This window comes from Marinobacter salexigens (assembly GCF_018860765.1).
Taxonomy (GTDB): Bacteria; Pseudomonadota; Gammaproteobacteria; order Pseudomonadales; family Oleiphilaceae; genus Marinobacter; species Marinobacter salexigens_A.
Genome location: NZ_JAHKPV010000001.1, coordinates 57,704 through 81,149, shown reverse-complemented (window position 1 = coordinate 81,149; position 23,446 = coordinate 57,704). Strand labels below are relative to the sequence as shown.

Here is a 23,446-nt window from a genome sequence, read left to right as displayed (position 1 = left end):
ATCTAATGTCAGCGGTGTTCAGGACCGTGTTCTTTGTCGGAAGAGTTCGGCAAACAGGATCCAGGCAAGATAGGCGCCGCCCAGCATGGCGGTCAGCACCCCGACTGGCAGCCGCTGAGTTCCCGGCAATATCAAAGTTAATGTATCGGCCCCTAACAGCAGCAAGGCGCCGATTAACCCTGAGCGTAGCAAAGCCAGTTGTTTCCCATTCCAGCGGGCCAGGTGGGGGGCGACCAGAGCAACAAAGGCGACCGGCCCGGCACACAGCACTGCGCCCAGTGCCAGAACCGTGGCGAGTACGAGTGCGAGTAACTGGGTGGTGCGCAGAGGGACGCCCAGACTTATTGCGGTATCCCGTCCCAACGCCAGCAGTCCCAGCCGACGGCTCAATAGCAGCAGCCCAGGCAATGCTACGGCGAGGGTTGTGGCAATCAAGGTGACTTGCTGCCAATCTCTATGAGACAGGCTGCCGGCCAGATAACCCAGCATTTGCTGGGCCTGTTCTCGTTGTACCAGCGTCAGGGCAAACTGCACCAGAGCAATGGCAAGCGCATTGATTGCGACACCCATGAGCACCAGACTGCGAGACAGTTGTCCGTTTCTCCCCATCCCTGGTATCAGCAAAAGCAGCACGGTTACGACACCAATCAGGGCCCCCCAGGCAACTGACATCCCCGGTACAAGTAGCAGCCATAGGACGGCTCCGGCACTGGCACCGGCATTGATACCGATAATATCCGGACTCCCCAGCGGGTTGCGGCTCAGGCTCTGAAAGATGGCGCCGGCAACCCCCAGCGCTACACCCACTCCCAGTGCAGTCAGTGCTCTGGGTAAACGTGATTGCCAAAACAGCCAGTGTTCGTAGGGTTCGGCTTCGCCACGAAAGGCCTGAAGCAGGCGGTCCGGAGACAGCCCGGCTTCGCCCAGCGTCAGGCTCAACGCCAGGGCCAGGAAGACCCCCAGGGTGCCAAATACGGCGGTCTTTACGGCGCCTCGGGCGGGCGCCCGGATCGTAAGAGGGCCCCATTGCCACACAGGAAAGCGAGAAACACTCATGAGGCGCTCCGCTCCCCGGCCGCGCTGCGTGCCGAAATATAGAGAAAAGGGGCTCCCAGAGCGGCGATCAGGATTCCGGTAAGCAGTTCCCTTGGCGGCAGCAAGGTTCTGGCCATCAGATCGGCCAGCAGCACCAGCCCCGCGCCGATCAGCGCAGTGCCAGGTAATAGAAGTTGAAACGACTGGGGGAGCCAGGCCCGAGCCAGGTGGCCAGATGCCAGGCCGACAAACGCCAGAGGACCGACGACAGCCGTTGCAGCGGCACAAAGCAGGGTAGCACTGAGCCAGGCGAGTACGGAATGTCGCTGCAGACTGGCGCCCAGTGACAGGGCCGTACTTCGATCCAGAAGCAACAGGTTCAGCCCGGGTGACAAGAGCCATAGAGTGATCGCCGAGGGAATCAGGTAAGGCCAGAGAGCATGCACGTCGGCCCAGCGCAGACCGGCCAGTGAACCCGCCATCCAGTAGCGAAAACCATCGAATAATTGTGGATTCAGCAGCACTCGGGCCTGAACATAGGCCCCCAACACAGCGCTGATGGCTGCTCCTGCCAGAATCAGGCGTACAGGAGCCTGCGACTGTCCACTGGCATGCTGTAGCAATGACAGCATATAGACGCAGGCACTGGCCAACAGCGCTCCGGGTAATGCCTGCCAGAACAGGCCCCATTCAGCGGCTACCGGCAACAGGCTCAGGGTGACCAGCGAGGCACTGGCACCGGCATTGACACCCAGCAAGCCGGGATCGGCCAATGGATTGCGACACAGTGCCTGAATTACTGTGCCCGCCACCGCCAGTGCCATTCCTGCCAACAGACCGATCAGTAAGCGCGGGAGTCGTGCTTGCAGAACCAGAAGCTCATGACTGTTACCGGGGGGCTCAAACAGCTGCATCAGTAAGGCGGGGGAAAGCCAGCGGGTTCCGCCCAGTAGATTCGCCAGAACCAGAAACGCCAGAATAACGGTCAGCAGGCCCAGCTTGATCGAAACGGGGATTGGCCTCTTCTCGGTAAGAAGGTCTGCGTTACTAATCATAGAGACTGCCTTCCTCTGCGAGTGCCGGTAGCAAAACCTGATTGAGTTGGGCGATCAGCTGGGGCAGGCTCCAGCGCAAACTGAGCAAGCTGCCGTAAGAACTGGCCATCACCAGTGCAGGGTCTGTAATGGCCAGATAGCGGGACTCCCGCAAGGCTGGCAACCGACGAATCAACGGCAGGGATTCAACCTGACGCCGGCTTTGCTCAGAGCTGTACCAGCTGATAATCAGGCCGGCCTTATCCAGCCGGTCAGCCTGCTCCAGACCGAGCAGGGCGGCAAAGTGGCCACGGCTTGCCTGCAGATCCGCCAGTTCAAGCAGTTCAACGAAACCCAGTGCCAACAGCACATCGACACGTGGGTCACCCCGCACATACACTGACAGGTTGCCGACCCGGCTTGCCGCATTGATATAGGCCAGGGATACCCCGGAAAAATGAGGATTCGCCTTGGCATGGGCCGCTAGATAGGCCCGACGCTCTGCCAATAGAGCCTCGCCGCGATTCGATCGGCCTAATGCTCTGGCAATTAGCCGAACCTGATCCTCAACCGGGGTTAGCCATGGCTGGCTGGGATAGCCGACAACCGGTGCCAACTGACTGAGTTGATGATAGCTTTCGCGCGTCAGTCCGGATTGCGGCGCCAGAATCAGGTCCGGCTGCAGGGCGAGCAGGCGCTCCACATCCAGCTCCGGGTAGCTGCTGATGATGTCCGGCAACTTGCCCCCCTGAGCCTGCACTGCGTCACGGAACCAGGGCAGGTAACCGGCGTGATCTCCGCCCCAGTAATGGGGCTCAATTGCAACCGGCACCACCCCCAATTGAAGCGCCCAGTCTTCCGCGGCTGCTCCAAGAGTGACCAGCCGCTCGGGGGGGCGGGCGATATACGCTTCCCCATGGGCGGTGCGGATCCGGACCGGAAAACTGGATGCCCGGGATGGTGACAAGGAGGCTGGGTTCGTCGCCTTGTCATCGGGTAGCGCGGATGTGCGGTCACAACCGGAAAGAACCAGAAGTATTGCACCGAACAGCATGACCGAAATGATGGGCCATCGAGTAAAGAGACCATGACGACGCCCCGACATGTTCAGTACAAATACGGCGCCTGCGCCGGCACTGAGATAACCGAGCCAAAGCGTCACGCCCAATCCGGGGTGCCAGATATGGATAGCCGCTATCAGCGCCGTCAGCAACATCAGCCAGCCCAACCAGAACCCATCGCGCCGATGCCGGAATGTTCCCTTGGGGGTGGTTATCGCCAACAGTTGAAACCCTGCGAAGGAGAGGGTGAATACGATCAGATGCGTCATCAGGAGGCTCGCTTTTGTCGGGCGAACCGGAACATCAGGGCTGCCAGAATGATCAGAGCCAGATCAAAACCGACAAACAACCAGTCACCGGCAACCAGGCTGGTGGCGAACCCTCTTTCCGTGGTCACCATGTTCAGAACAGGAAGGCCCAGCAACAGTGCGCCGGCCAGCCCCAGTTGCTCCCGCCAACCGGCGTGTAAGGGGCGAATGAGTGCGTGAATGAGCATGGCCAGCCAAGCCAGAAACAGCCCGTGAATTTCCCACTGGGATCGCTCTGGCCATGCCGCTGGCAGCAATCGGTTCAGCCAGAAAAAAGCCACGACCGCCACCGGAAAACCGGCCAGGGTTGCCAGATTGAGCCGGTCGACCAGCCAGAGGCCCACAGCGGAATGCCCCGGCTTCTGGCGCCGCTTGACGGACCAGAGTATTAACCCGGAGGCCAGCATGCCACACCCGGCAACGCCCAGCAGGGCATAGAGCCAACGGGTGGGCCAGTCGGCAAAGCGCCCAAGATGCAGCCCCAATAGAAGGCCGTAGGTATCGTAGGCTGGCGCCGAGACTTTCTCTCTCAGCGGTTCGCCACTGCCAGCATCAAAGACCAGAAAGGGGGGGTGACCACGGATGCCCAGCAGGTCCGGCTGGTCGCTTCTGGCTTCCATAACGACCCGGGCATGCCGATCACCGGGGTTGGAGACCTGAACCCGACCAACCTTCGCTCCTTCCCAATGTGCCTCGGCCTGTGCGAGTAACGCTGGCAAAGCCACCATCGGCGTCCGTTCGCCGGAAGGGGGCTCCGTCGGTATGACAGCAAACACATCGCTGATCAGGCGTTGGCGCTGTTCAGGTTCAGGAAACGCTTGGTTCAGTCCCCAGGGTATGTACAGCATCATAAGGGTGACGAGCCCTGTGTAGGTGATCATCAGGTGGAAAGGCAGGGCGAGGACTGAAAAGCCATTGTGTGCATCCAGCCAGGAGCGTTGGCCTTTGCCCGAGCGAAAGGTGAAGAAGTCCTTGAAAATTTTCTTGTGGGTGATGACGCCACTGATCAGGGCCAGTAGCATCAGCATGGCTGCAATGCCCACCAGATAACGGGCAAAGAGAACCGGCAGGTAGTGCAACTGGAAATGGAAGCGATAGAAAAAATCCCCGCCGCGGGTGTCTCGGACGGGTATCACCTCTCCACCCATCGGATTCAGGTAGACTTGGCCCTGCCCGTTGGCCCCCCGCCAGTTCAGGTGAACCAGACGGTCACGCGTGCCCGGAAGCGTTACGGTCCAGTGGCTGGCTTCGGAAGCATGCCGTTGCAGATAACCGGACGCTTGTTCAAGCGCCAGAGCCGACGGAACTGTTTCGGAGACTAAGGGGCGTTCCGGTTGCATCCATAATGTGATTTCCTGGCGAAAAAAGCTCAGGGTGCCGGTCAGAAAAATGACAAACAGTAACCAACCCAAGAGCAGACCCGCCCAGCGATGCAATTGCGCCATACGCTGGCGTACACCCGCTCCCAGAGGCGCGATCACAAGCCGCCCTGCTGACTGAAATACATAAGAAATGCCCCGGCAGGCAGAATGCCAAGGCACGCACTGCGCAGGCTGCCCGCAACGAAAACCCAGATCACCGTGGCCGCGAAGATGCTAAATCCCAGCAACATACCGGCGACCACGGATTGCTCCGGCTGCCAGGGTAAGGCCAGCACCGCCAGGCTGCTCCAGCGCGTCAACAGGAACGCACAGACGATGGCAACCAGCGTCCTGAGCAAGGGGGCTGGATAAAACCGAACTTTAGCCGTCATGAATCTGTCCTGTCCAACGGTGAGCGAGACGGCGGACACCCGGATGGGAGAGACCCGGATGCGCTGAGCGAAGGCAGTCTATCGACTGGTTTAGACGGTCGCATTCATCAAACAGATGCTTTGGCAGGATGCATAAACATTGTGGCATATGACATAGATTCCTTGACGTCCTACCTGAGCATCTTGCGCGGATAGAAGCCTTTCTATTCTGGAAGGTTGAGTGAAGCTACGGGGCATTCCTGAGGTCTATTCTTATTAGGCATGGCTCTCGGAGACTTGCCGGAGTAACGGGTATGTGCAGACGGTTACTGTTTTTAGCAAGGCCAAGATAGCTGACCTTGCTATAGCCAAAAATTTGTTTGATTTACCTGAATGGGAGTTCCACTTTCGCCCGGGCGTGTTCTCGACGCTGCTGTGCATGTTCATGTGAAAGTGCGACTGATTGCCTATTCTGGCCTGGGGCATCATAGGCGGCCCGACGATTCGGTCGCGCTGATCGCTTTCATTCTTCGTGGAGCTTGGTGCAGAAATGATGGGAGCATCTACAATGCTACCTTCACGAAGCATTAAACGATTTTCTCTCCAAGTGTGCGGGCTATCGGGTTGTGCTTGAGGGTATGCATCGATTGGTGCAGTGTGGCCGTGAAGCACAAAGGCGCCTGTTACAAACCTTGTTTGGCATCGTCCAGCCCGTTACCACCGCAGGAGTGCAGTTCTCGGTTAACTAGGAGTGACAAAAGGAGCTCAGGTGCTTAGACGCCTCAGTTCTTCTGGCAATGCCAATTTTACCCGCTGGCGGCTAAGAGGGCAGTGAAACTCAAGGCTAGCAGCGAGTAATTGCAGTGGAACTCGTGCAGGCTTGCCATACAGCCGGTCGCCAATAATTGGATGACCAATGCTCTGCAAGTGTTTGCGGATTTGGTGTTTGCGGCCTGTCTCGATAATCACTTGCAGAAGGCTGGTTTCAGTGGCTTCGTCGACGCTTAGCGTAGTTGCGCGACTGATGGCGGCTTTGCCATCAACGGGTGTGTCGATTAGCTGGTTTTGAGCGTTGATAATTCCGGTTACTCTGGCCAGATAGTGTTTGGCCATGGTGCGTCCGGCAAAGCATTGGGAGAGCGCGCCAGCGGCTTTCGAGTCGTGGGCAATCAGCATTAGCCCGGCAGCATCCCCATCCAACCGGTGGATAAGAAAGCAGGGGCGCTTCAATTCAAGCTCTGCGTGGCGTAGCAGGCTGCAGTGGTCCCCCCACTGCGAGCCCTGAGCCAGCAATCCATGGGGTTTGTACCAAACGCTGTAGCGGCTTTTATCTTCTATTAGGGTTGCGGCTTCTGGTTTGCGGCTCAGAACCTTCTCATCATAATAGAGTTGCAGCCGGGTGCCGGCTTTGAGTTCCTTAGTCGCCCGCCGGAGCCGCACAGTTTTGCCTTTGAGTGTCCACCAGCAGGCTCCCTTGTTCATGGCGTCTTTGATGCGCTGGCGCGGTAACCCCGATGCCTGACTCAAGGCTTCACTGGCGGTTTCTGGCTGTTCAGTTGTAACGTCGAATTTTCTGCGCATTACTGGGTGGCATCTCCGGGCTTGATTGCAAGCAGGTCGGTTCTCAGGTGAGTGAGCACCTTCTCTGCAGTGTTGCCAATCACGCGAGCCTTCAGGCCGGTTTTACCGCTGGTTCCAATGACCACCATGTCGGCTTTCAATTTGCTGGCTACGCTGGGGATAACCTTGTGTGCAGGGCCAACGGCCATGTGCACCTGCTCCAGACTCAAGCGCCAGGTGTTACATAGGTGCGTAATGGCGGGCTCCAATGCGGCTCTGCGTTTTTGTTCATGCTCGGCTACATTGATGATCTCAAGGTCTGCCAATACCTCGGAAATATGCAGCGCATGAACCAAGTGCACTTCGCTGTCGAAGGCTTTTGCCAGAGCGCTTGCCTGCTCAATGATCTTTGTATTGAGGGCTTTTTTAACGGGCTTGGTAGAGCTTAAGTCCACTGCAGCCAGAATCGGGTGAGCGTGATTCCACTTCTGCTCCGCAACCAGCATGACAGGTACCGAGCACTCACGGATCAGGTGCCAATCGGTTGGCGTATACCGCCAGGTCTCGGAACGGTTGCCGGTTTTGATGACAGCCTTGAAACGATTAGGGCGGCAGTGTTCGATTATCCACTGGTGTATGTTCTTTTCCCACACCGTATGTGTGGAGACCTGCAGGTCGCCGCAATCTGAAAGAGCCAGCATTTGATCCATCCAACGTTGGCGAAGGTCAATGAGTGCATCTCGGGCGCGTTGCTGCACTGTAGCGTCTGAGGGCAAGGCGCCGAGGTGCTCATGGATAAAGGCCACAATTTCCAGATGGGCGCCCGTTGCGCGTGCCAGTTCGATTCCCCTTGCCAGAGCTTTTTGGTGCTGGTGGGCCGGGTCCATGACAATCAGAAATTTGTCCATGCTGCCTTCCGTTGTTTGCTGAGCTTGAGTGTGGTGTCTTTTCTTGGCTGCTACGCACTTCGATATTACCAGTTGTGGCGGCATCCGGGATGCGCTGTTTGGTCAAAGATCGTATAATTACCGGCTTTGCGGGTCTCCAGTAGTGGCGGCCAAGCCCAGTTCAGGAGTTGTCGAATCATGAGCCAGTCCGGTGAAACGGGTACGCTGTTTGTTATTTCTGCGCCATCGGGTGCTGGCAAGACCAGTCTTGTAGCAGAAATGTTGCATGCAGATCAAAAGTTGGGAGTATCTGTATCTCATACCACGCGCCCCATGCGTGAAGGCGAGAAAGACGGCATTAACTACCATTTTGTAAGCCGTGAAGAATTTGAGGCTATGATAGGTCGTGGCGACTTTCTGGAGCATGCAGACGTTTTCGGTAACTATTACGGCACGTCGCAGGTATGGGTTCGGGAAATGGTGTCCAGTGGGCGAGACGTTATTCTCGAAATCGACTGGCAGGGCGCTGCTCAGGTGCGTCGGCTTATTCCAGAATGCGTAAGCATATTTATTGTACCGCCTTCTTATGAAACCTTGCGGGATCGTCTGGTGGGCCGTGGTACGGACGCAACGGAAGTAATGGAGCGGCGTTTATCCGAAGCCAGAAAAGAATGCGAGCATGTCGGGGAATTTGACTACTTGGTAGTGAATGACGGCTTTCAGGAAGCGCTAACCGACCTCTTGGCTATTGTACGTAGCCAGCGTTTACGTATAGCCAGTCAGCAGGCCCGGCACAGCCGACTGCTCTCGGGGCTCATTGAAACAAGTGAGAGCAAGGCCCGATAGGGGCTTTTGCTGTATACAATTTGTGCCGCTAGCAGTAAACTACGCGGTCTGCTAAATCAGTCATTTTAATTTTGTCGGGGATGTTATGGCACGAGTTACCGTTGAAGATTGTCTCGAACATGTGGATAACCGCTTCCAGTTGGTCATGCTGGCGACCAAGCGTTCCCGCCAGATTGCCACAAAAGGCGCTGAGCCGATGGTTGCGGAAGAAAACGATAAGCCTACGGTTATCGCCCTGCGCGAAATCGCCGCTGGCTTGGTTAGCCGCGATCTGCTAACTGAAATCGAAGAAGATTAGGGCGGTTTCGGATAGATTGCGGTGTCGCATGAGGCTAAGGTAGAAGGGCTAGCGGGCGAGCTTAGTACCTATCTTGATACCAGTCGCATTAATCAGGTGCGACGAGCATACTATTATGCCGAGCAGGCCCATGAGGGCCAGATGCGAAAAAGCGGTGACCGCTACATAACTCACCCTCTCGCAGTTGCTCACATTCTTGCAGGCCTCAAGCTCGATCATCAGAGCTTGATGGCTGCAATGCTTCACGATGTTATAGAAGATACGGGTATCCCCAAAGATGCCCTTGCTGAACAGTTCGGCGAGGATGTGGCTGAATTGGTGGATGGTGTCAGTAAACTGACCCAAATAGAGTTCCGTTCCCGTGCCGAAGCTCAGGCAGAAAACTTCCAGAAAATGACCTTGGCCATGGCCCGAGATATCCGGGTTATTCTGGTTAAGCTTGCTGACCGCTTGCACAACATGCGCACTCTGGGCCCCATGCCCTACGAAAAACGCCAGCGCATTGCCACCGAAACCCTAGACATATACGCTCCCATTGCCAACCGCCTTGGCATGCATGCAATTTCCACAGAGCTTGAAGATCTTGGCTTTGCAGCGCTCCACCCAATGCGATCCCGTTATATTTCTAAAGCTGTGGCCAAAGCGCGTGGCAGCCACCGTGAAATCATTGAAGAAATACGTGGCCGGCTGCAGGAAAAACTGGAAGAGCGTGGATTGCCGGGCAGGATACTTGGGCGCGAAAAGCACCTGAACAGTATCTACAACAAGATGAAGCTTAAGCAGAAATCGTTCTATGAAATCATGGACGTGTACGCCTTCCGAATCATTACCGATACTGAAGACGACTGTTATAGGATTTTGGGTGCGGTTCACAGCCTTTATAAACCGATGCCGGGCAGGTTCAAAGACTATATTGCTATGCCCAAGGCCAATGGTTATCAGTCGTTGCATACCACCCTTTTTGGTATGCACGTAAATATCGAAATCCAGATTCGTACCGAGGAAATGGAACACATTGCCAACGATGGCATTGCAGCCCATTGGATGTATAAAAACGAGCCGACCAGCGCTACAAGTGTCAATCAGACGCGAGTAGACCGTTGGGTTAAGGGCTTGATGGAAATGCGCGAGCGCGCGGATGACTCCCTTGAGTTTATTGAACACGTTAAAGTGGATCTCTTCCCGGACGAAATTTATGTGTTCACCCCAAGGGGTAAGATCATGGAGCTGCCCCGGGGCGCAACACCGGTGGACTTTGCTTATGCCATCCACACGGACATCGGTAACGCTACGGTTGCTTGTCGCATTAATCGCAATCTCGGGTCTCTGAGTAAGCCTCTTCAAAGTGGCCAAACAGTAGAGATTATTACTGCCCCGGGTGCCCGCCCGAACCCTGCTTGGCTGAGTTTTGTGGTGACAGGAAAAGCGCGTAGCAGTATTCGCCATACCCTAAACAGCCAAAAGTTGGCGGAGTCGATGGAATTGGGCCGTGCGCTGTTGAAAAAGTCTCTCAATGGTTTCGGTGCGCGTCTAGCTGATATTGATGATGCTCAGAAGCAGGTCGTTGTGAACCACAATCAGGTAAATAGCTTTGATGAGCTAATCAGTGATATTGGCTTGGGTAACCGCATGGCGTATTTGGTAGCGCGTCAGTTGGTGAGTGGTGCTGAAAGCGAAGAGCCAAACGGGGCGATTAAGGATGTTCAGGGTGGCAGTGATACGCCGGTTACCATACAAGGTACCGAAGGCATGCTGGTTCACTTTGCTGCCTGCTGTAAGCCGATACCTGGAGACCCCGTTGTTGGAGTGATGGATTCCGGCAGTGGCATGCTTATCCACTCCGACACCTGTTCCCGTTTACCGGAAGATGATGAGGGCAGGACCCGCTTGACCCACCTCACCTGGGCTAAAGACATTACCGATGAGTTCTCTGTCGAGCTGCGAGTTGAGTTAGAGCGCCAGCGTGGGGTAATTGCTGAGGTGGCCAACGCGGTTGCAATGGCAGACGGTAACATAGAGCGGATAAATGTCGACGAGCAGAACGCGCGCTTTAGCGTTGTTAGCCTTGTTGTTAAGGTGCATGGCCGCAAGCATTTGGCCCGGGTAATGCGTCGGGTACGCAACATCAAAGCTGTTACGTCGATCAATCGAGTGAAATACTAACCCGGCAAGAGTTTGGAGGTCTGTCTGGTTGACAGCTCGCGCCCGGAACAGCGACGATTGGCGTTTTAGACGAAAGGAAAACAAACAATATGACCAACAAATCGATCATCCAGACTGAAAACGCACCGCAGGCAATTGGGCCCTACTCTCAAGCTGTAAAGGCAGGCGACACGGTCTACATTTCCGGTCAAATTCCGCTGGATCCCGGAACCATGGAAGTTGTAGCAGGGGATTTTTCGGCAAAAACCCGGCAGGTATTTGATAACCTTAAAGCGGTTTGTGAAGCCGCTGGCGGTGCATTGAAGGATATCGTTAAAGTGAACATCTACGTGACCGATCTAGCAAACTTCGCTACGGTTAACGAAATCATGGCGACGTATTTCCCGGAGCCATACCCCGCCCGGGCAGCGGTACAGGTTTCGGCGTTACCGAAAGGCGTTCCGGTAGAAGTAGAGGCTGTGATGGTGCTGAGTTAATTCAGCGCTTATTGGTAAGATGATTAAAACAAAGGCGGCCGAGGCCGCCTTTGTTCGTTCTAAGACTAACCCTTCTCAATCATTTTGCGGTATCCCGCGCGAAAGTCCGGGTAGCGGAATGTAAATCCGGTCTGTAGCAGCCGTCTGTTGTTGCAGCGCTTGCTACCCGCGCGACCGCCCTTTCTGGCCTCGGTTACAGGCTGGGCGCAGGGCACCTGCTCGCGCACCCAATCGACCACTTCGTCAAGACGAACGGGCTCGCAATCACTGGCCACATAGCAGGTATCCAGCGGTTTGCCTGCAAGTGCCAGCTCGTTGAGATGAGCGACTGCCGCAGCGGCATCTTCTTCATGAATGCGGTTGCTAAACGGAGCGGGCCTTACCGGGTTCATGCGGCCCTCAATGACCTCCTCCAAAAAGCGCCGTCGTGATGGCCCGTAAATCCCACTGAAGCGAACAATGGTGGCGGGGTGGTCGCTATCGAGTGCTGTTCGCTCACCGGCAAGAATTTGCTGGCCCGTTACGCGGGTAGGAGACGCGGTACTGGATTCGTCGACCAAACTGTCATCATCCTGAGCATAAACACTGGTGCTGCTAATAAAAAAAAGCCGTTTTAGCGGGTTGTTACCCAACGCTTCTAGTAAGTTCGAGAGCCCGTACACATAGGCATCGCGATATCCTTTTTCGTCGTAACTGGAAGGCGTTAGGCAGTAGATAATCGTATCCAGATTATCTGGTAGCTTGCCAACTAGAGTTTCCGGGCGAGTTAAGTCTGCACCTATACCCTCAACGCCTTCAGGTACTTTGGCAGGGTTGCGGCGCAGTCCGTAAACCTGTGCCGACTCTTTTAGCATGCTGGCGATGGCGCCCCCGAGTTTGCCACAACCAGCTATGAGAATTCCTGGTCTACTATTGCGATCAGCGATTGCCATAGACAATATCAATCCTTATCCTCTAACCCATAAATAAGTGAAACTTTGCCCCGTATCCTTTTGACCGGAGATCACCATGACTCTTACCGAGTTACGATACGTCGTTACGCTTGCCCGTGAAAGGCATTTTGGCCGCGCTGCCGAGCGTTGCCACGTCAGTCAGCCGACGCTCAGCGTTGCGGTCAAAAAACTGGAAGACGAGTTGGGCGTGCCCTTGTTCGAGCGCAGCAAAAGCAGCATTCGTGTGACCGAAACCGGCCAGCGCATTGTTGCGCAGGCTCAGCGGGTTTTGGATCAGGTAGGTGTGATCCGCGACATGGCTCAGGATGGTAAAAATCAGTTGAGCTCCCCGCTCAAGGTTGGTGCTATTTACACAATTGGGCCTTATCTATTTCCGCACTTGTTACCCGAATTGCGCCGGGCAGCGCCAGAAATGCCCCTTTACATAGAAGAGAACTACACCGCCAACCTGCGACAGAAACTGCGCCAATCCGAGCTTGACGCCATTATCATTGCGCTACCATTTGAAGAGGCAGAAGTACTGACCTTGCCTTTGTACGATGAGCCTTTTGTTGTCCTGCTACCAGCAGATCATCCACTGGCAGATAGAAAACAGATCACCGGCGCAGAGCTTGCTCGCGAACAGCTGTTGCTACTTGGACCAGGGCACTGCTTTCGGGACCAGATCCTTGAGTCCTGCCCGCCTCTAGTAGAGGCGGTTACCCGCCGAGCTGATGATGGTGCGCCATCTTTGGTGACCGAAGGCAGCTCATTGGAAACCATACGCCACATGGTCGCCTCCGGTTTGGGGATTACCGTGCTTCCACTGTCTGCGGCCACCGGCATGCAATACCAAAAAGATGTACTCGTAACCCGACCTTTTGCTCCGCCTGTACCATCCCGCACTGTCGCGCTGGCTTGGCGAGTAACCTTTCCGCGGCCGAAAGCTATTGATGTCCTCTCGCTTGCGGCAGGCCAGTGCAGGGTGATTGAAAAGGCGAAGGAAGACACACCGGTTGCAGCCGCAACGGACTGATTTGAGCCATGGCATCACTGGATGATATCCCCGTCACCGAGCTCAAGGGCGTAGGAAACGCCCTTGCTGAAAAACTTGGGCGGCTGGGTATCGCTTCGCTGCAAGACTTGCTGTTCCATCTCCCCCATCGCTACGAAGACCGCACAAGAATCATACCCATGGGCAGCTTGAGAGTGGGTGATGTGGCGGTTGTAGAAGGCGAGGTGATGAAGTCGGATTTGGTGATGGGGCGTCGCCGCAGCCTGCAGGTTACTCTGAAAGATAGCAGTGGATTTCTGGTGCTGCGGTTTTTCCATTTCAACGCCGCCCAGAAAAACCAGCTGTCAGATGGCGCCCGGGTTCGCTGCTTCGGCGAAGTGCGGCCGGGACGTGCCGGATATGAGTTTTACCACCCAGAGTACCAAACCAACCCACCCGCTATGCCCTCAGGGGAGCAAGCAACGCTTACGCCGGTTTATCCACTGACCGAAGGTATACAGCAGCCCAGAGTCAGAGGCTTGTGTCAGCAGGCTTTGGGATACCTTCAGCGGCATCCCATACGCGACTGGCTGCCAACTGAATTGCTGGCGTGCTATCAGCTACCGGGAATTACCGAGGCCGTCCAATTGGTGCATTCTCCCCCCGCGAATGCGCCGGTTCAGCTTCTCATGGAAGGACGCCACCCGGCACAGCAGCGTCTGGTTATGGAAGAGTTACTGGCTCATCAATTAAGCATGTTGCAGGTTCGGGAACAGATTCAGGCCCGGCAAGCATTGCCCTTACTTCCTACCGGCAACTTGTCCGAACGGTTTCTGGATGCGCTGCCTTTTGCGCTTACAGGCGCCCAGCGTCAGGTTTTGAGTGAGATTCGTCAAGACCTTAGCCAGCCGCTGCCCATGCTGCGTTTGGTGCAGGGAGATGTTGGTTCGGGTAAAACCGTGGTGGCTGCGCTGGCCGCGATACAGACCATTAGTGGGGGCGCTCAGGTTGCGCTTATGGCGCCTACCGAAATATTGGCTGAGCAGCATTATCAGAATTTTTGTGATTGGTTGGAGCCTTTGGGCACTCAACTGGCGTGGCTGACCGGCAAGATCAAAGGCAAAGCCCGAAAAGAGACGCTGGAGGCAGTTCACTCAGGGCGCGCCAGTGTTGTTATAGGCACCCACGCACTGTTTCAAGAAGACGTGCTGTTTCATCGCTTGGCACTGGTGATTGTGGATGAGCAGCACCGGTTTGGTGTGCACCAGCGCTTGGCTTTGCGGGAAAAAGGCGTTGGTGGAACTCTGGCGCCGCACCAGTTGATCATGACTGCCACCCCAATTCCTCGTACCTTGGCCATGAGTGCCTACGCCGATCTGGATACCTCAGTGATTGATGAATTACCCCCTGGCCGCAAGCCGGTTGAAACCATCGTTATTCCGGATGGCCGCCGGGAAGCTGTCATTGAGCGTGTACGCGGAGCTTGTACAGAGGGTCGGCAGGCTTACTGGGTCTGTACCCTGATTGAAGAATCTGAAGCCCTCCAGTGCCAAGCTGCAGAGGTAACCGCACAGGAGCTGGCAGAGCGGCTGCCGGGATTAAAGGTTGGGCTGGTCCATGGCCGTCTGAAATCGGCTGAAAAGGCCGAAGTGATGAACCGCTTCAAACACGGAGAGCTTGACCTACTCGTTGCCACCACGGTGATTGAGGTGGGAGTGGATGTGCCCAACGCTTCTCTGATCATTATTGAAAATCCGGAGCGTTTGGGGCTGGCCCAGCTACATCAGCTTCGGGGTAGGGTGGGCAGAGGTGAGCAGGTCAGCTTTTGCGTTCTCATGTACCATCCTCCTTTGTCAGCCAATGGTAAAGCAAGACTACAAGCCCTGCGTGAAAGTCAGGATGGCTTTGTTATCGCCGAGAAAGATTTGGAAATTCGTGGGCCTGGAGAGGTGTTAGGCACTCGCCAGACTGGCATGATGCAGTTCAGGCTGGCAGACTTTGAGCGTGACAAAGGCTGGATTGAACCAGTGCGGGAGATGGCACCGGGGCTTATGAAGCACCCTCAGTTAGTACAGGCTCTAATCCGACGTTGGCTGGGAGAAAAAACACGTTATGGAGATGTCTAAACCGGTTTGATATTCGCGTCAACTAGGAATACATCCTTATGAACGGGCTCTATATCAACATTTATTGCTAAGTCATACCCTATACTAAAAATCCAATGGCGGACGTTTTGGCCGGACTGCCAGCAGCGATACTTGGGAGAATATGATGGAATTACCTGTCACGGTACAACAGGCTCTTGGCGAATCCGCAAAAGGTGTTTCGCTTAGAGATACGCGTCAGGCTAACAGCCACGAGTTATTGCGAATGGTGCTGCTTCACGACGGCAAGGAAAACCTTCAGGCCATCTGCTGCAAAGATGATTTAATTGACCTTGAACAGCTGAACAAACAACTGGGGCGGGATTTCCGTCTTATGAAGCCCCGTGAGCAAGTGCGTATTAAAGAGCGCGCCGGGCTGCGGGAACTGCCGGCGCTGCCTTCTTTAACAGGCTGGCCCACCATTGTGGATCGGCGTGTTAATGATTTGCCTTGTGTTGCTTTGGAGCTAGGAGAGCAAAACCTGGCGATGGTTATGCCTGCTGAAGAATTCCGTGCACTGACGAAAAATGCAGAACTTCGCTCGTTTACCGTGGCCTCTGAAAACATAGCTGTAAATCTTGATGATCCGGCTAATGATCTAAACCAACTGACTTTTGCGCTCAAAAAATTTACCAGCCTGCGCATTCAGCAGCGCCTAGAAGACACGTTAGAGCTTCCGCCACTGCCAGAAACGGCTCAGCGTATTATTCGTCTGCGAGTAAACCCGAACGCGGTTATGGGAGACTTGGTGGATATTGTAGAAAGTGATCCCAGCTTGGCCGCTCAGGTCGTAAGTTGGGCGTCTTCCTCTTTTTATGCTGCCGCGGGCCAAGTGCGCTCTGTACACGATGCAGTATCAAGAGTACTTGGCTTTGATATGGTAATGAACTTGGCCATGGGCTTGTCTTTGGGCCGAGCGCTGAAACAGCCGCAAGATCATCCGGATGGGTACGTGGACTATTGGCAGCAAGCCATCTGGCAAGCCCAATCGGCGGGTGTTCTGGCGAGCATGATGCCTCGCGGTGAGCGCCCGGTGTTTGGTTTGGCCTATCTCGCTGGTCTGCTGCACAACTTTGGCTATATTCTGTTGGCTCAGGTTTTTCCTCCCCACTTTAAGCTGGTTTGCCGCTCGTTAGAGGTAAACTCCAATATCGATTCCTCGGTAACCGAGCATTATCTTTTGGGTATTACCCGCGAACAAATTGCTGCCCAGCTTATGGAAAACTGGGGCATGCCAGATGAGGTAAACGTGGCCCTAAGGTATCAGAAGAATCCTCGTTACCGGGGCACGCACAGCGTTTATGCCCGGCTTTTGTGGTTGGGGCGCCAACTGCTAACGGCACGGGGTGTTCAATTAGGTGCTTGTGAACCTATTGAACAAGTGATTTATGACGAGCTGGGATTGGATCTTAAGCTGGTAGAGGCACAGTTTGACGAGCTGGTGGCCAGCAAAGACAGTGTTATGGCCATGGCAGGCATGATGGGTCAGTAACAAAAAGGCCGGCCAAGAGGGCCGGCAAGGTTTCTGCTCATGGCAGAGTCGTCCTAACAAAAACAGGAGAAGCAACGCAGAGCGACCACCCGTGCAACAATTACTGCTCTGTTACTCTTGAAGTTAGACACAATCTGCAAAAAGAAAAGCCGTTATCTCGCTGCACACGAAGCTGAGCGCCCCGTCATTTTTTTAAGCTAAACAAGCCTTTGATATTCATGCGATAAAAAAACACCTTTACTTTTTTGTGTTACAAAATGACACAAATTCAAACAAAATTAAAAGCGGTGGTTTCGTATCGCCGTCGCGGCGCGGCGAATTTCATCCGCGTAGCGCTTTTCTACTTCAAATCGCTCTTTGTCCATCTTTTCCACAAAACGAATTTCAGTATCCTGACGAGCTTGGTGGGTCGGCATATGGCGGAGTTTTTCATGCACTTCCAAAAAAACACGGAAGGGTGATTTCTCCATCAATTCAGGTGCAATATGGTCGAGCAAGCCCTTGATGCGCAAACAGGCCTCGGAGTACTCAACCTGATCTTCCTCTATCGCCATGGCGATAACCTTAATGCTGTCGACTATGTCTTGACGCCGCTTCGCCTTAAAAGCCTCAGCCTTCTGCTGGCGCCTCCGGTTTTCAGTCAACATAGTCATTTGCCGCCGTATAAAACCCAGCAAAGCAATGATGGCGATAGCACCGGCACTAATCAGGCTCCACTGTAGCCATTGAGGCATGCTGTTCTCCCTGTGTGGTTCGGGCGGATGTAGACGGCTGTATTGACTGCGAGACTTTGACAGTTACCGGCTGTCCGTTCAATACGGACGTACCCGCTACCGGATCGATATGCTGATCACTCAACACATCGTTAATACTTGCGCCAGCATGGGCCGATGCAGTGGTTTGTTGTGTTCCGTCGCGGTCATGACCCCAGCCGTGGGGAATAGAAACAACGCCGGGCATCATGTCGCTCGTAATTTCTACAGGCAATAGAATACAACGATTCTCTGCACGGATCTCTGCGTCGCATCCGGCTTGAAGCCCCAACCTGTTTGCATCATCCGGGTTTACCAACAGCGTGCAGCGATCTTTGCCTTTAACCAGCCTGTGGCTGTTATGCATCCAGGAGTTATTAGTGCGCACATGGCGCCTGCCAATCAACAGAAGTTCGCCGGTTGAAGCGGGGGCAGAGAGTTGCCGGTGCAGGCGCTCTACATCCTTTAAGTACCGTCGCGGGGCTAGATTGATTTTTCCATCCCGGGTGAATAGGCGGTTCGCTAATGCAGGTCGCAAAGCGCCTAGGTCAACACCGCTAGGGTTTTCTTTCAAACGCTTGAGGGAAAGGCCTTTGGGTAATTCCTTCCACTGTGGATTGAGAGAGCTTAGCTTAGCCAAACCTTTCAATGGATGATGCTTGGGCAGTAAATTTAGAATCAAGCTTGTGGTAGGTTCCAGAACTCCGCGCACCCGGCTGGTATCTACGCCGTAGGGGCCAGTGCGCAGAAGCAAGTCAACGAGCGAGTCTGGGCCAACCCGTTTGAATGCCTGCCAGCCTAGCTCTGAACGCAGAGGCAGCTTGTTACCTTTACGAAGTTTCTCCAATCGGTGAGCCAGCTCCAACAGAATCTGCCAATCATGACGGCTGTCCGTGCCAGCATCAAAAAGTGCCTCGCTGTATTTGGAAACGTTACGAACCGCCAGCATGTTGAACACGATATCGTAATGGCTACGCTCAAGCGCGGCAGTCGGTGGCAGAATAATATCCGCGTGGCGTGTGGTTTCGTTGATGTAGTAATCTACTGAAACCATAAAGTCCAGCCCGCTCAGTGCTTCGTCTAGCCGCCGCCCATTGGGGCTTGAAAGCACCGGGTTACCCGCTACCGTTACGAACGCTCGAATTTGCCCCTCGCCCGGAGTGAGGATTTCGTCGGCCATAGTGCTTGCAGGGTATTCGCCAGCAAACTCCGGCAACCCTTTCACCCGGCTGTGCCGCTTGCCAAAGTGCCCTCGCTGCCCGGACATGGCACCCAGAGCAATAAGATCAATAGCGGGCTGAGTAAACATAACGCCGCCAACGTTATCCAGCTTTCCGGTAAGGATGTTTAAACAATAAGCGAGCCAGGTCGCAATACTCCCGAAGGTTTGAGTACTGGTCCCCATGCGGGTATAAAGCGCCGCTTTGGGCGTGTTGGCAAGTTGGTGCGCCAGATCACGAATGCTGGCTGCGGCAATTCCGGTCGTTTCAGCGACTGCCTCAGGGGTGAAGGGCAGGGCGGCCAAGCGTAATAGGCCCAGATCTTTTATAAATTGCTCTGCAGGCCCCGGGTGAACCAAGCCGTCCGAAAACAAAGTGTTCACCATGGCCATTAACAGGAATGCATCCGTACCCGGGCGAATAAAATGGAACTCTTCGGCCAGTTGGGCAGTTTCTGTACGCCGAGGATCTACCACGATCATCTTGCCGCCGCGCTGTTTCAGAGCTTTTAGCCTGCCGCGAAAATCGGGTACGGTCATTAAGCTGCCATTGGAGGCCATGGGGTTGCCGCCAATGCAGATAAACAAATCGGTGTTATCGATATCCGGGATAGGGAACAGAACCTGATGGCCGAACATTTCCAAGCTCGCAAGCATATGCGGAAGTTGGTCGTTAGACGTTGCCGAAAAGCGGTTCTGAGAGCCGATGGCCCGAAGGAACGGCATGGTAGCGATTAACGAGCCGTGGTTGTGCACGTTCGGGTTGCCAAGGTATACGCCAATACTGTTTCTGCCATGGGTTGAGCGGGTACTGTGAAGCTTTTCTGCAACAGTTGTGAACGCCTCGTCCCATTCGATCTCCTGCCAACCCGTAGGCGTTTTGCGAACCGGCTTGCGTAAGCGTTCCGGATCTTCGTGCAGGTCTTGCAGCGCCACTGCTTTAGGGCAAATGTGGCCTCGGCTTAAAGGGTCTTTGTTATCCCCGCGGATAGACGCAATTTTGCCTGCTTTTACCTCAATGGCAACGCCACACATCGCTTCGCAAAGGTGACAGGTACGGTAATGGGTGCCATTTTTCATGAGGGTTTCTCCCGAGATTTTTATTATTCAGGTTGGGTTTCGTTGTGCAACCAGATTAGCAGGAAAATACCGGTGGAGGGAAACGAGGAGGGAGAGAATCAAGAGTTTTTAGCGGAGGGATAAGGAAGGCGCAAACCCTACAGGTATTGCAGGGTTTGCGAGGACTTGGCGGATCTAGCTTGCCATTGAGGCCTCATAATCACGAATCATGCCATAGAGCTGATCTTTCAAGCTCATTCGCTTCTTTTTCTGCTCTTCCAGATACTCATCGGAGGTTGTCTCAACCTCTTGTTCGATACGATAAACTTCGTGATCGATGTCTTGATAGGCTTCGAAAAGCTTCGCAAAGTGGTTATCGGTTGTCTTCAGGGTATGGATAGCGTCTTTAGACTCCGGAAAGTCCTGTGCAAGATCGTGTTTTTCAAGTGGCATTCGTTCGTACTCCAAGTTGTTCAGCGTGTTATCTAAAGCCAACTTTCAGCTTAGCGCGTTTGCTCCAGGCGTATCTGACCTAGCTCAGTTTCCACGTGTTTCAATATTGCCGTCTTTGTCCGAAATAACGATTTCGACGCGACGATTTTGCTGTCTGCCAACGCCGGTGTCGTTACTGGCAACAGGGTATTGTTCGCCAAACCCTCGAACTTCAACCCGGCGACGGTCTATGCCTTGGGCTACCAGTTCATCACGAACCGCTTGCGCCCGACGTTCAGACAACTGCTGGTTGTACGACTCGTCGCCGGTGCTGTCGGTATAACCTTCTACACGGACTCTGCGCTTTTCGTATTCCTTCATGAACTGGGCTAGGCGCGCAACCGTTTGCTCTCCCGAAGATTTTAGGTCGGCTTTGTTTAAGTCGAAAAGTACATCGCCAAGCGTCAGAACCATGCCGCGATCTGTACGTTCGGCTTGTAGTTCTTCCATTTGCTTGCGCAGCATTTCGGCTTCCCGGCGAGCCTGCTCGGCTTCCATTTGAGCTCGTTGGGCTTCACTTGACCGCTGCTCTAGCGTTAACACACGGCGGCGCTCTTCCGCCGAGTCAATCTGCTTTTGTAGCCTTGCACGCTGACCCTGCTCGTTAGCAATTTCAGCGTGGCGGTTGGCAAGATAGGCTGCGTGCTCAATACGAACAGTGTCTTTGCCTTCCTCCAGCAAATACTCAGCCCGTTGCAATTCATCTCTGGCATTGCGTAGCTGGCGGTTGCCGCTGCGGGCAACATCTGGATCGTTTTGAATCTTGGCGTAGGATGCGCGGGCTTCAGTTACCATCGCATTTTCAGGTGGCGTTGTGGCACAGCCTGAAATCATTACTGACAAGCCCACAGCCACGCCCAGTGTTATGTTGCGTTTGTTCATAACAGTCTCCTTCCTAAGATATGGCATTTACTGGCTTTGGTTGATTTCCTTGCGCATGGACTCAATATTTCGATTGATCTCTTCGACAGCGTGTTTAGCTTTTGCTGTGTCCGCGCGAGCAGCTGCCAGTTGGGCATCTACTTCGGCTTGCTCCAGTAGCCTTTCCGCCTGAGTGTACTTTTCCTGATCAATCATTTTTTTTGCGTCGGCGACTTTATTTTGGGCATCGTTGAGCAGAATTGGCTCAAACTCCCGAGCGTCTGCAGCAACGGCCTGCTGGAGAGAATTTTCTGCCGACTGAAGTTCTGCTGTTGGTGGCTTGCCGGGGCTTGCGCAGCCGCTCAAAGTAAGCGCTATACCGGCAATGCTGGCGGTGAATAACTTCGACTTATGCTTAATCATGCACGATCTCCTTTCGGCGAAATAACTGTACGGCAGGACCCTATTAATTTACGAAACGTTCCTGCCAACAGATTTGACGGACTCTTTTGAACGGCGAGATGAACCGTAAAATGCAGGGCGCCAAACGCACCTTGCTTGCTAGTTTAGCAGTCAGGTGGCAATCAACCATGACTTGTTCGCAATAAACCTAGTTTGGTTGACAGGATACGGGTGTGGTTTATCTGCGCAAAGCGGGCGTAACTATTCGGAAAGTATCGGTTTTTTTGGGGTGGGTTAGGGGTGAAGTACCTGTCACAAAGTAGGCATGACAAAAGGAGGTACATGTAAGTAGCGGCGTGGGGTGTACTGGGCACGAAGGGTTAAATGGAATTGATCATACCACCATGTCATGGTCAGAGGTTGAGATCCTGAAATGCCCGCAAAGCTTGCAAAGCGAACACTCAGAATTTGGAAAATACCAGCAGTGGAAGAGCGCGTCGCAAAGTGACCCGAGCCATTAATGTTCAGCTTGTTCGTGAGGGTAAACAAAAGGCCATACCCGTGAAAGTGGCCTCCAATGCCGTCGGCTACTGCCATGTGGAGACAGACGAGCCTCAGAAACGAAGCGCCCAGTCCAGGCTTACACCCTGACTGTCAGCATCACGGGACATCTCGCCCTGATAGCTGAGCCCCAGGGTCGAATCCGATGACACCTGCACCGACACACCCACCTCTACCTCAGCCGTATGGCGAGCCAGCGGTGCGCCCTGGATGGTAAAGCGGCTACCGCCGTCCACAAAAGTCTGGCGACTTTCCGGCTGGCGATCGCCAAAGGCGTACTTCCAGCCCACGCCACCGTGGAGGTTGACCTGGCTCTCACCCACAGCCACATCCGTGCCACCGCGCAGGCCCAAGGTGCTGAAGCCGGTATCACTGTTCTGGCTGTCGATCCGCAAGGCCGCACTACCGCCCTGCTCCTGCGCGCTGTCGCTGCTCAGCGACACCCAGGACACGCCGCCATAGGGCTCCAGCCAGTGGCCCCCGAATGCCAACCGGTAACCCAGTTCCGAGAATGCCAGCAGGCTGCTGACGTCGTAGTCAGCACGCAGGGTTTGGCCCAGCACCTGGCGGCGCTCGGTCTCGACCGCGCCCCGGCCATAGCCCAGGCCCAGGTTCAGCCGGAGCGCGTTCCAGTTCTGGCTGGCGTAAGCCCCCAGGTAGAGGGTCTCGTTGTCGCTGGCGGCATCCTGACCGCCCAGACTCACCTCACCGGTGCTGCCACCACCGAACAGGCCCAGGCGCCAGCCATTGCCCAGCTGGCCATCCACGCCGATCAGCAGGCCATAATCCTCGCTGTCCAGATCGGCATGGTCGTCGCCGTCCAGCTCACGGTTCTGCCCCAGAACCGAGAACCACAGGCCCCGGGACGGGTCCTGTGCCCCGTTCATCCGCTGCAGGGCGGCATGGCGCACCTGCTCGGCACCGCTGATCTGGTGGCTGCGGGTGCCGGTGTGGATTTCTCCGGACAGCCGGCTCATGGCAGCAAAGGCCTGGGCCTCGCTCATATTCAGCACTCGGTCATACACGCCGTGGCCGGCGCCCAGAGTGAAGGCCGCATCCGCCGTTACCGTCTGGTTGTGGCTCATGCCCGCCAGAGCGAAGGTCTCAATGGGCGTTTCGGGCTCGGGCTCGGGCTCGG

General features: G+C 54.9%; 21 protein-coding genes. 7 read left to right on the top strand and 14 right to left on the bottom strand.

Features of this window, described 5'->3' with window-relative positions; all coding sequences use genetic code 11:
* Positions 1–18 precede the first annotated feature (18 nt).
* The 7 genes from KO508_RS00380 to KO508_RS00350 form a co-directional block, all read right to left on the bottom strand.
* A complete protein-coding gene (locus KO508_RS00380) occupies positions 19–1,056 on the bottom strand; it encodes a FecCD family ABC transporter permease (RefSeq protein ID WP_216006382.1) in 1,038 nt (345 codons plus the stop codon).
* Positions 1,053–2,090: a FecCD family ABC transporter permease gene (locus tag KO508_RS00375; RefSeq protein WP_216006381.1), complete on the bottom strand. Its 1,038-nt coding sequence runs from the start codon at positions 2,088–2,090 to the stop codon at positions 1,053–1,055. The genes KO508_RS00380 and KO508_RS00375 overlap by 4 nt, the downstream gene beginning before the upstream one ends.
* A complete protein-coding gene (locus KO508_RS00370; protein WP_216006380.1) occupies positions 2,083–3,399 on the bottom strand; it encodes an ABC transporter substrate-binding protein in 1,317 nt (438 codons plus the stop codon). Before KO508_RS00370 ends, KO508_RS00375 begins: the two co-directional genes overlap by 8 nt.
* Positions 3,399–4,919, bottom strand: a complete 1,521-nt coding sequence (locus KO508_RS00365) for a PepSY-associated TM helix domain-containing protein (RefSeq protein ID WP_216006379.1) — start codon at positions 4,917–4,919, stop codon at positions 3,399–3,401. Before KO508_RS00365 ends, KO508_RS00370 begins: the two co-directional genes overlap by 1 nt.
* Positions 4,916–5,191 carry a hypothetical protein gene (locus KO508_RS00360; RefSeq protein WP_216006378.1) on the bottom strand — a complete coding sequence of 92 codons (276 nt, stop codon included), beginning with the start codon at positions 5,189–5,191 and terminating at the stop codon, positions 4,916–4,918. The genes KO508_RS00365 and KO508_RS00360 overlap by 4 nt, the downstream gene beginning before the upstream one ends.
* Positions 5,192–5,935: 744 nt before the next feature.
* On the bottom strand, positions 5,936–6,751 hold the full coding sequence (locus KO508_RS00355) for an RluA family pseudouridine synthase (RefSeq protein ID WP_216006377.1): 816 nt from the start codon (positions 6,749–6,751) through the stop codon (positions 5,936–5,938).
* On the bottom strand, positions 6,751–7,638 hold the full coding sequence (locus tag KO508_RS00350; protein WP_216006376.1) for a universal stress protein: 888 nt from the start codon (positions 7,636–7,638) through the stop codon (positions 6,751–6,753). Before KO508_RS00350 ends, KO508_RS00355 begins: the two co-directional genes overlap by 1 nt.
* 177 nt (positions 7,639–7,815) lie before the next feature.
* Between KO508_RS00350 and gmk the strand changes: the two genes are divergently transcribed.
* From gmk to KO508_RS00330, 4 genes are all read left to right on the top strand, one after another.
* Positions 7,816–8,463 carry a guanylate kinase gene (gene gmk / locus KO508_RS00345; protein WP_216006375.1) on the top strand — a complete coding sequence of 216 codons (648 nt, stop codon included), beginning with the start codon at positions 7,816–7,818 and terminating at the stop codon, positions 8,461–8,463.
* A gap of 85 nt (positions 8,464–8,548) precedes the next feature.
* Positions 8,549–8,761 (top strand): DNA-directed RNA polymerase subunit omega, encoded by a 213-nt coding sequence (rpoZ, locus tag KO508_RS00340; protein ID WP_200366995.1) that lies wholly within the window; start codon positions 8,549–8,551, stop codon positions 8,759–8,761.
* 21 nt (positions 8,762–8,782) lie between these two features.
* Positions 8,783–10,924, top strand: coding sequence for a RelA/SpoT family protein (locus tag KO508_RS00335; protein ID WP_216006374.1), 2,142 nt, complete (start codon positions 8,783–8,785; stop codon positions 10,922–10,924).
* Positions 10,925–11,013: 89 nt separating this feature from the next.
* Positions 11,014–11,400, top strand: coding sequence for a RidA family protein (locus KO508_RS00330; RefSeq protein ID WP_216006373.1), 387 nt, complete (start codon positions 11,014–11,016; stop codon positions 11,398–11,400).
* 65 nt (positions 11,401–11,465) lie between these two features.
* Here the strand turns inward: KO508_RS00330 and KO508_RS00325 are convergent, their stop codons facing one another.
* Positions 11,466–12,332, bottom strand: a complete 867-nt coding sequence (locus KO508_RS00325) for an NAD-dependent epimerase/dehydratase family protein (protein WP_216006372.1) — start codon at positions 12,330–12,332, stop codon at positions 11,466–11,468.
* A gap of 76 nt (positions 12,333–12,408) precedes the next feature.
* On the opposite strand from KO508_RS00325, the gene KO508_RS00320 reads away from it, so the two are divergent.
* The 3 genes from KO508_RS00320 (at position 12,409) to KO508_RS00310 (ending at position 16,962) form a co-directional block, all read left to right on the top strand.
* On the top strand, positions 12,409–13,368 hold the full coding sequence (locus tag KO508_RS00320) for a hydrogen peroxide-inducible genes activator (RefSeq protein WP_216006371.1): 960 nt from the start codon (positions 12,409–12,411) through the stop codon (positions 13,366–13,368).
* Positions 13,369–13,376: 8 nt separating this feature from the next.
* Positions 13,377–15,452: an ATP-dependent DNA helicase RecG gene (recG, locus tag KO508_RS00315; RefSeq protein ID WP_216006370.1), complete on the top strand. Its 2,076-nt coding sequence runs from the start codon at positions 13,377–13,379 to the stop codon at positions 15,450–15,452.
* 145 nt (positions 15,453–15,597) lie between these two features.
* Positions 15,598–16,962: an aminoacyl-tRNA deacylase and HDOD domain-containing protein gene (locus KO508_RS00310; RefSeq protein ID WP_216006369.1), complete on the top strand. Its 1,365-nt coding sequence runs from the start codon at positions 15,598–15,600 to the stop codon at positions 16,960–16,962.
* Positions 16,963–17,240: 278 nt separating this feature from the next.
* Here the strand turns inward: KO508_RS00310 and KO508_RS00305 are convergent, their stop codons facing one another.
* The 6 genes from KO508_RS00305 to KO508_RS00280 form a co-directional block, all read right to left on the bottom strand.
* Positions 17,241–17,696: a DUF2489 domain-containing protein gene (locus KO508_RS00305; RefSeq protein WP_216006368.1), complete on the bottom strand. Its 456-nt coding sequence runs from the start codon at positions 17,694–17,696 to the stop codon at positions 17,241–17,243.
* Complete coding sequence (locus KO508_RS00300; RefSeq protein WP_216006367.1) at positions 17,665–20,013, bottom strand: molybdopterin-dependent oxidoreductase; 2,349 nt, start codon at positions 20,011–20,013, stop codon at positions 17,665–17,667. The genes KO508_RS00305 and KO508_RS00300 overlap by 32 nt, the downstream gene beginning before the upstream one ends.
* Positions 20,014–20,187: 174 nt before the next feature.
* Entirely contained in the window at positions 20,188–20,445 is a 258-nt protein-coding gene (locus KO508_RS00295; RefSeq protein WP_216006366.1) for a YdcH family protein, read from the bottom strand.
* An 84-nt stretch (positions 20,446–20,529) separates the two neighbouring features.
* Entirely contained in the window at positions 20,530–21,366 is an 837-nt protein-coding gene (locus tag KO508_RS00290; protein WP_216006365.1) for an OmpA family protein, read from the bottom strand.
* Positions 21,367–21,393: 27 nt separating this feature from the next.
* Positions 21,394–21,768 carry a DUF4398 domain-containing protein gene (locus KO508_RS00285; RefSeq protein ID WP_216006364.1) on the bottom strand — a complete coding sequence of 125 codons (375 nt, stop codon included), beginning with the start codon at positions 21,766–21,768 and terminating at the stop codon, positions 21,394–21,396.
* A 593-nt stretch (positions 21,769–22,361) separates the two neighbouring features.
* Positions 22,362–23,446 (bottom strand): autotransporter outer membrane beta-barrel domain-containing protein (locus KO508_RS00280; protein ID WP_216006363.1); only part of this gene is annotated, 1,085 nt, incomplete at its 5' end.

What these genes read in the sequence shown, in the direction of transcription:
- KO508_RS00300 (WP_216006367.1), bottom strand. Translation starts at nt 20,013, where the DNA reads ATGAAAAATGGCACCCATTACCGTACCTGTCACCTTTGCGAAGCGATG.
- KO508_RS00375 (WP_216006381.1), bottom strand. Translation starts at nt 2,090, where the DNA reads ATGATTAGTAACGCAGACCTTCTTACCGAGAAGAGGCCAATCCCCGTT.
- KO508_RS00305 (WP_216006368.1), bottom strand. Translation starts at nt 17,696, where the DNA reads ATGCCTCAATGGCTACAGTGGAGCCTGATTAGTGCCGGTGCTATCGCC.
- KO508_RS00355 (WP_216006377.1), bottom strand. Translation starts at nt 6,751, where the DNA reads ATGCGCAGAAAATTCGACGTTACAACTGAACAGCCAGAAACCGCCAGT.
- KO508_RS00330 (WP_216006373.1), top strand. Translation starts at nt 11,014, where the DNA reads ATGACCAACAAATCGATCATCCAGACTGAAAACGCACCGCAGGCAATT.
- KO508_RS00370 (WP_216006380.1), bottom strand. Translation starts at nt 3,399, where the DNA reads ATGACGCATCTGATCGTATTCACCCTCTCCTTCGCAGGGTTTCAACTG.
- gmk (WP_216006375.1), top strand. Translation starts at nt 7,816, where the DNA reads ATGAGCCAGTCCGGTGAAACGGGTACGCTGTTTGTTATTTCTGCGCCA.
- KO508_RS00320 (WP_216006371.1), top strand. Translation starts at nt 12,409, where the DNA reads ATGACTCTTACCGAGTTACGATACGTCGTTACGCTTGCCCGTGAAAGG.
- KO508_RS00290 (WP_216006365.1), bottom strand. Translation starts at nt 21,366, where the DNA reads ATGAACAAACGCAACATAACACTGGGCGTGGCTGTGGGCTTGTCAGTA.
- KO508_RS00360 (WP_216006378.1), bottom strand. Translation starts at nt 5,191, where the DNA reads ATGACGGCTAAAGTTCGGTTTTATCCAGCCCCCTTGCTCAGGACGCTG.
- KO508_RS00310 (WP_216006369.1), top strand. Translation starts at nt 15,598, where the DNA reads ATGGAATTACCTGTCACGGTACAACAGGCTCTTGGCGAATCCGCAAAA.
- KO508_RS00350 (WP_216006376.1), bottom strand. Translation starts at nt 7,638, where the DNA reads ATGGACAAATTTCTGATTGTCATGGACCCGGCCCACCAGCACCAAAAA.
- KO508_RS00295 (WP_216006366.1), bottom strand. Translation starts at nt 20,445, where the DNA reads ATGCCACTTGAAAAACACGATCTTGCACAGGACTTTCCGGAGTCTAAA.
- KO508_RS00325 (WP_216006372.1), bottom strand. Translation starts at nt 12,332, where the DNA reads ATGGCAATCGCTGATCGCAATAGTAGACCAGGAATTCTCATAGCTGGT.
- rpoZ (WP_200366995.1), top strand. Translation starts at nt 8,549, where the DNA reads ATGGCACGAGTTACCGTTGAAGATTGTCTCGAACATGTGGATAACCGC.
- recG (WP_216006370.1), top strand. Translation starts at nt 13,377, where the DNA reads ATGGCATCACTGGATGATATCCCCGTCACCGAGCTCAAGGGCGTAGGA.
- KO508_RS00285 (WP_216006364.1), bottom strand. Translation starts at nt 21,768, where the DNA reads ATGATTAAGCATAAGTCGAAGTTATTCACCGCCAGCATTGCCGGTATA.
- KO508_RS00380 (WP_216006382.1), bottom strand. Translation starts at nt 1,056, where the DNA reads ATGAGTGTTTCTCGCTTTCCTGTGTGGCAATGGGGCCCTCTTACGATC.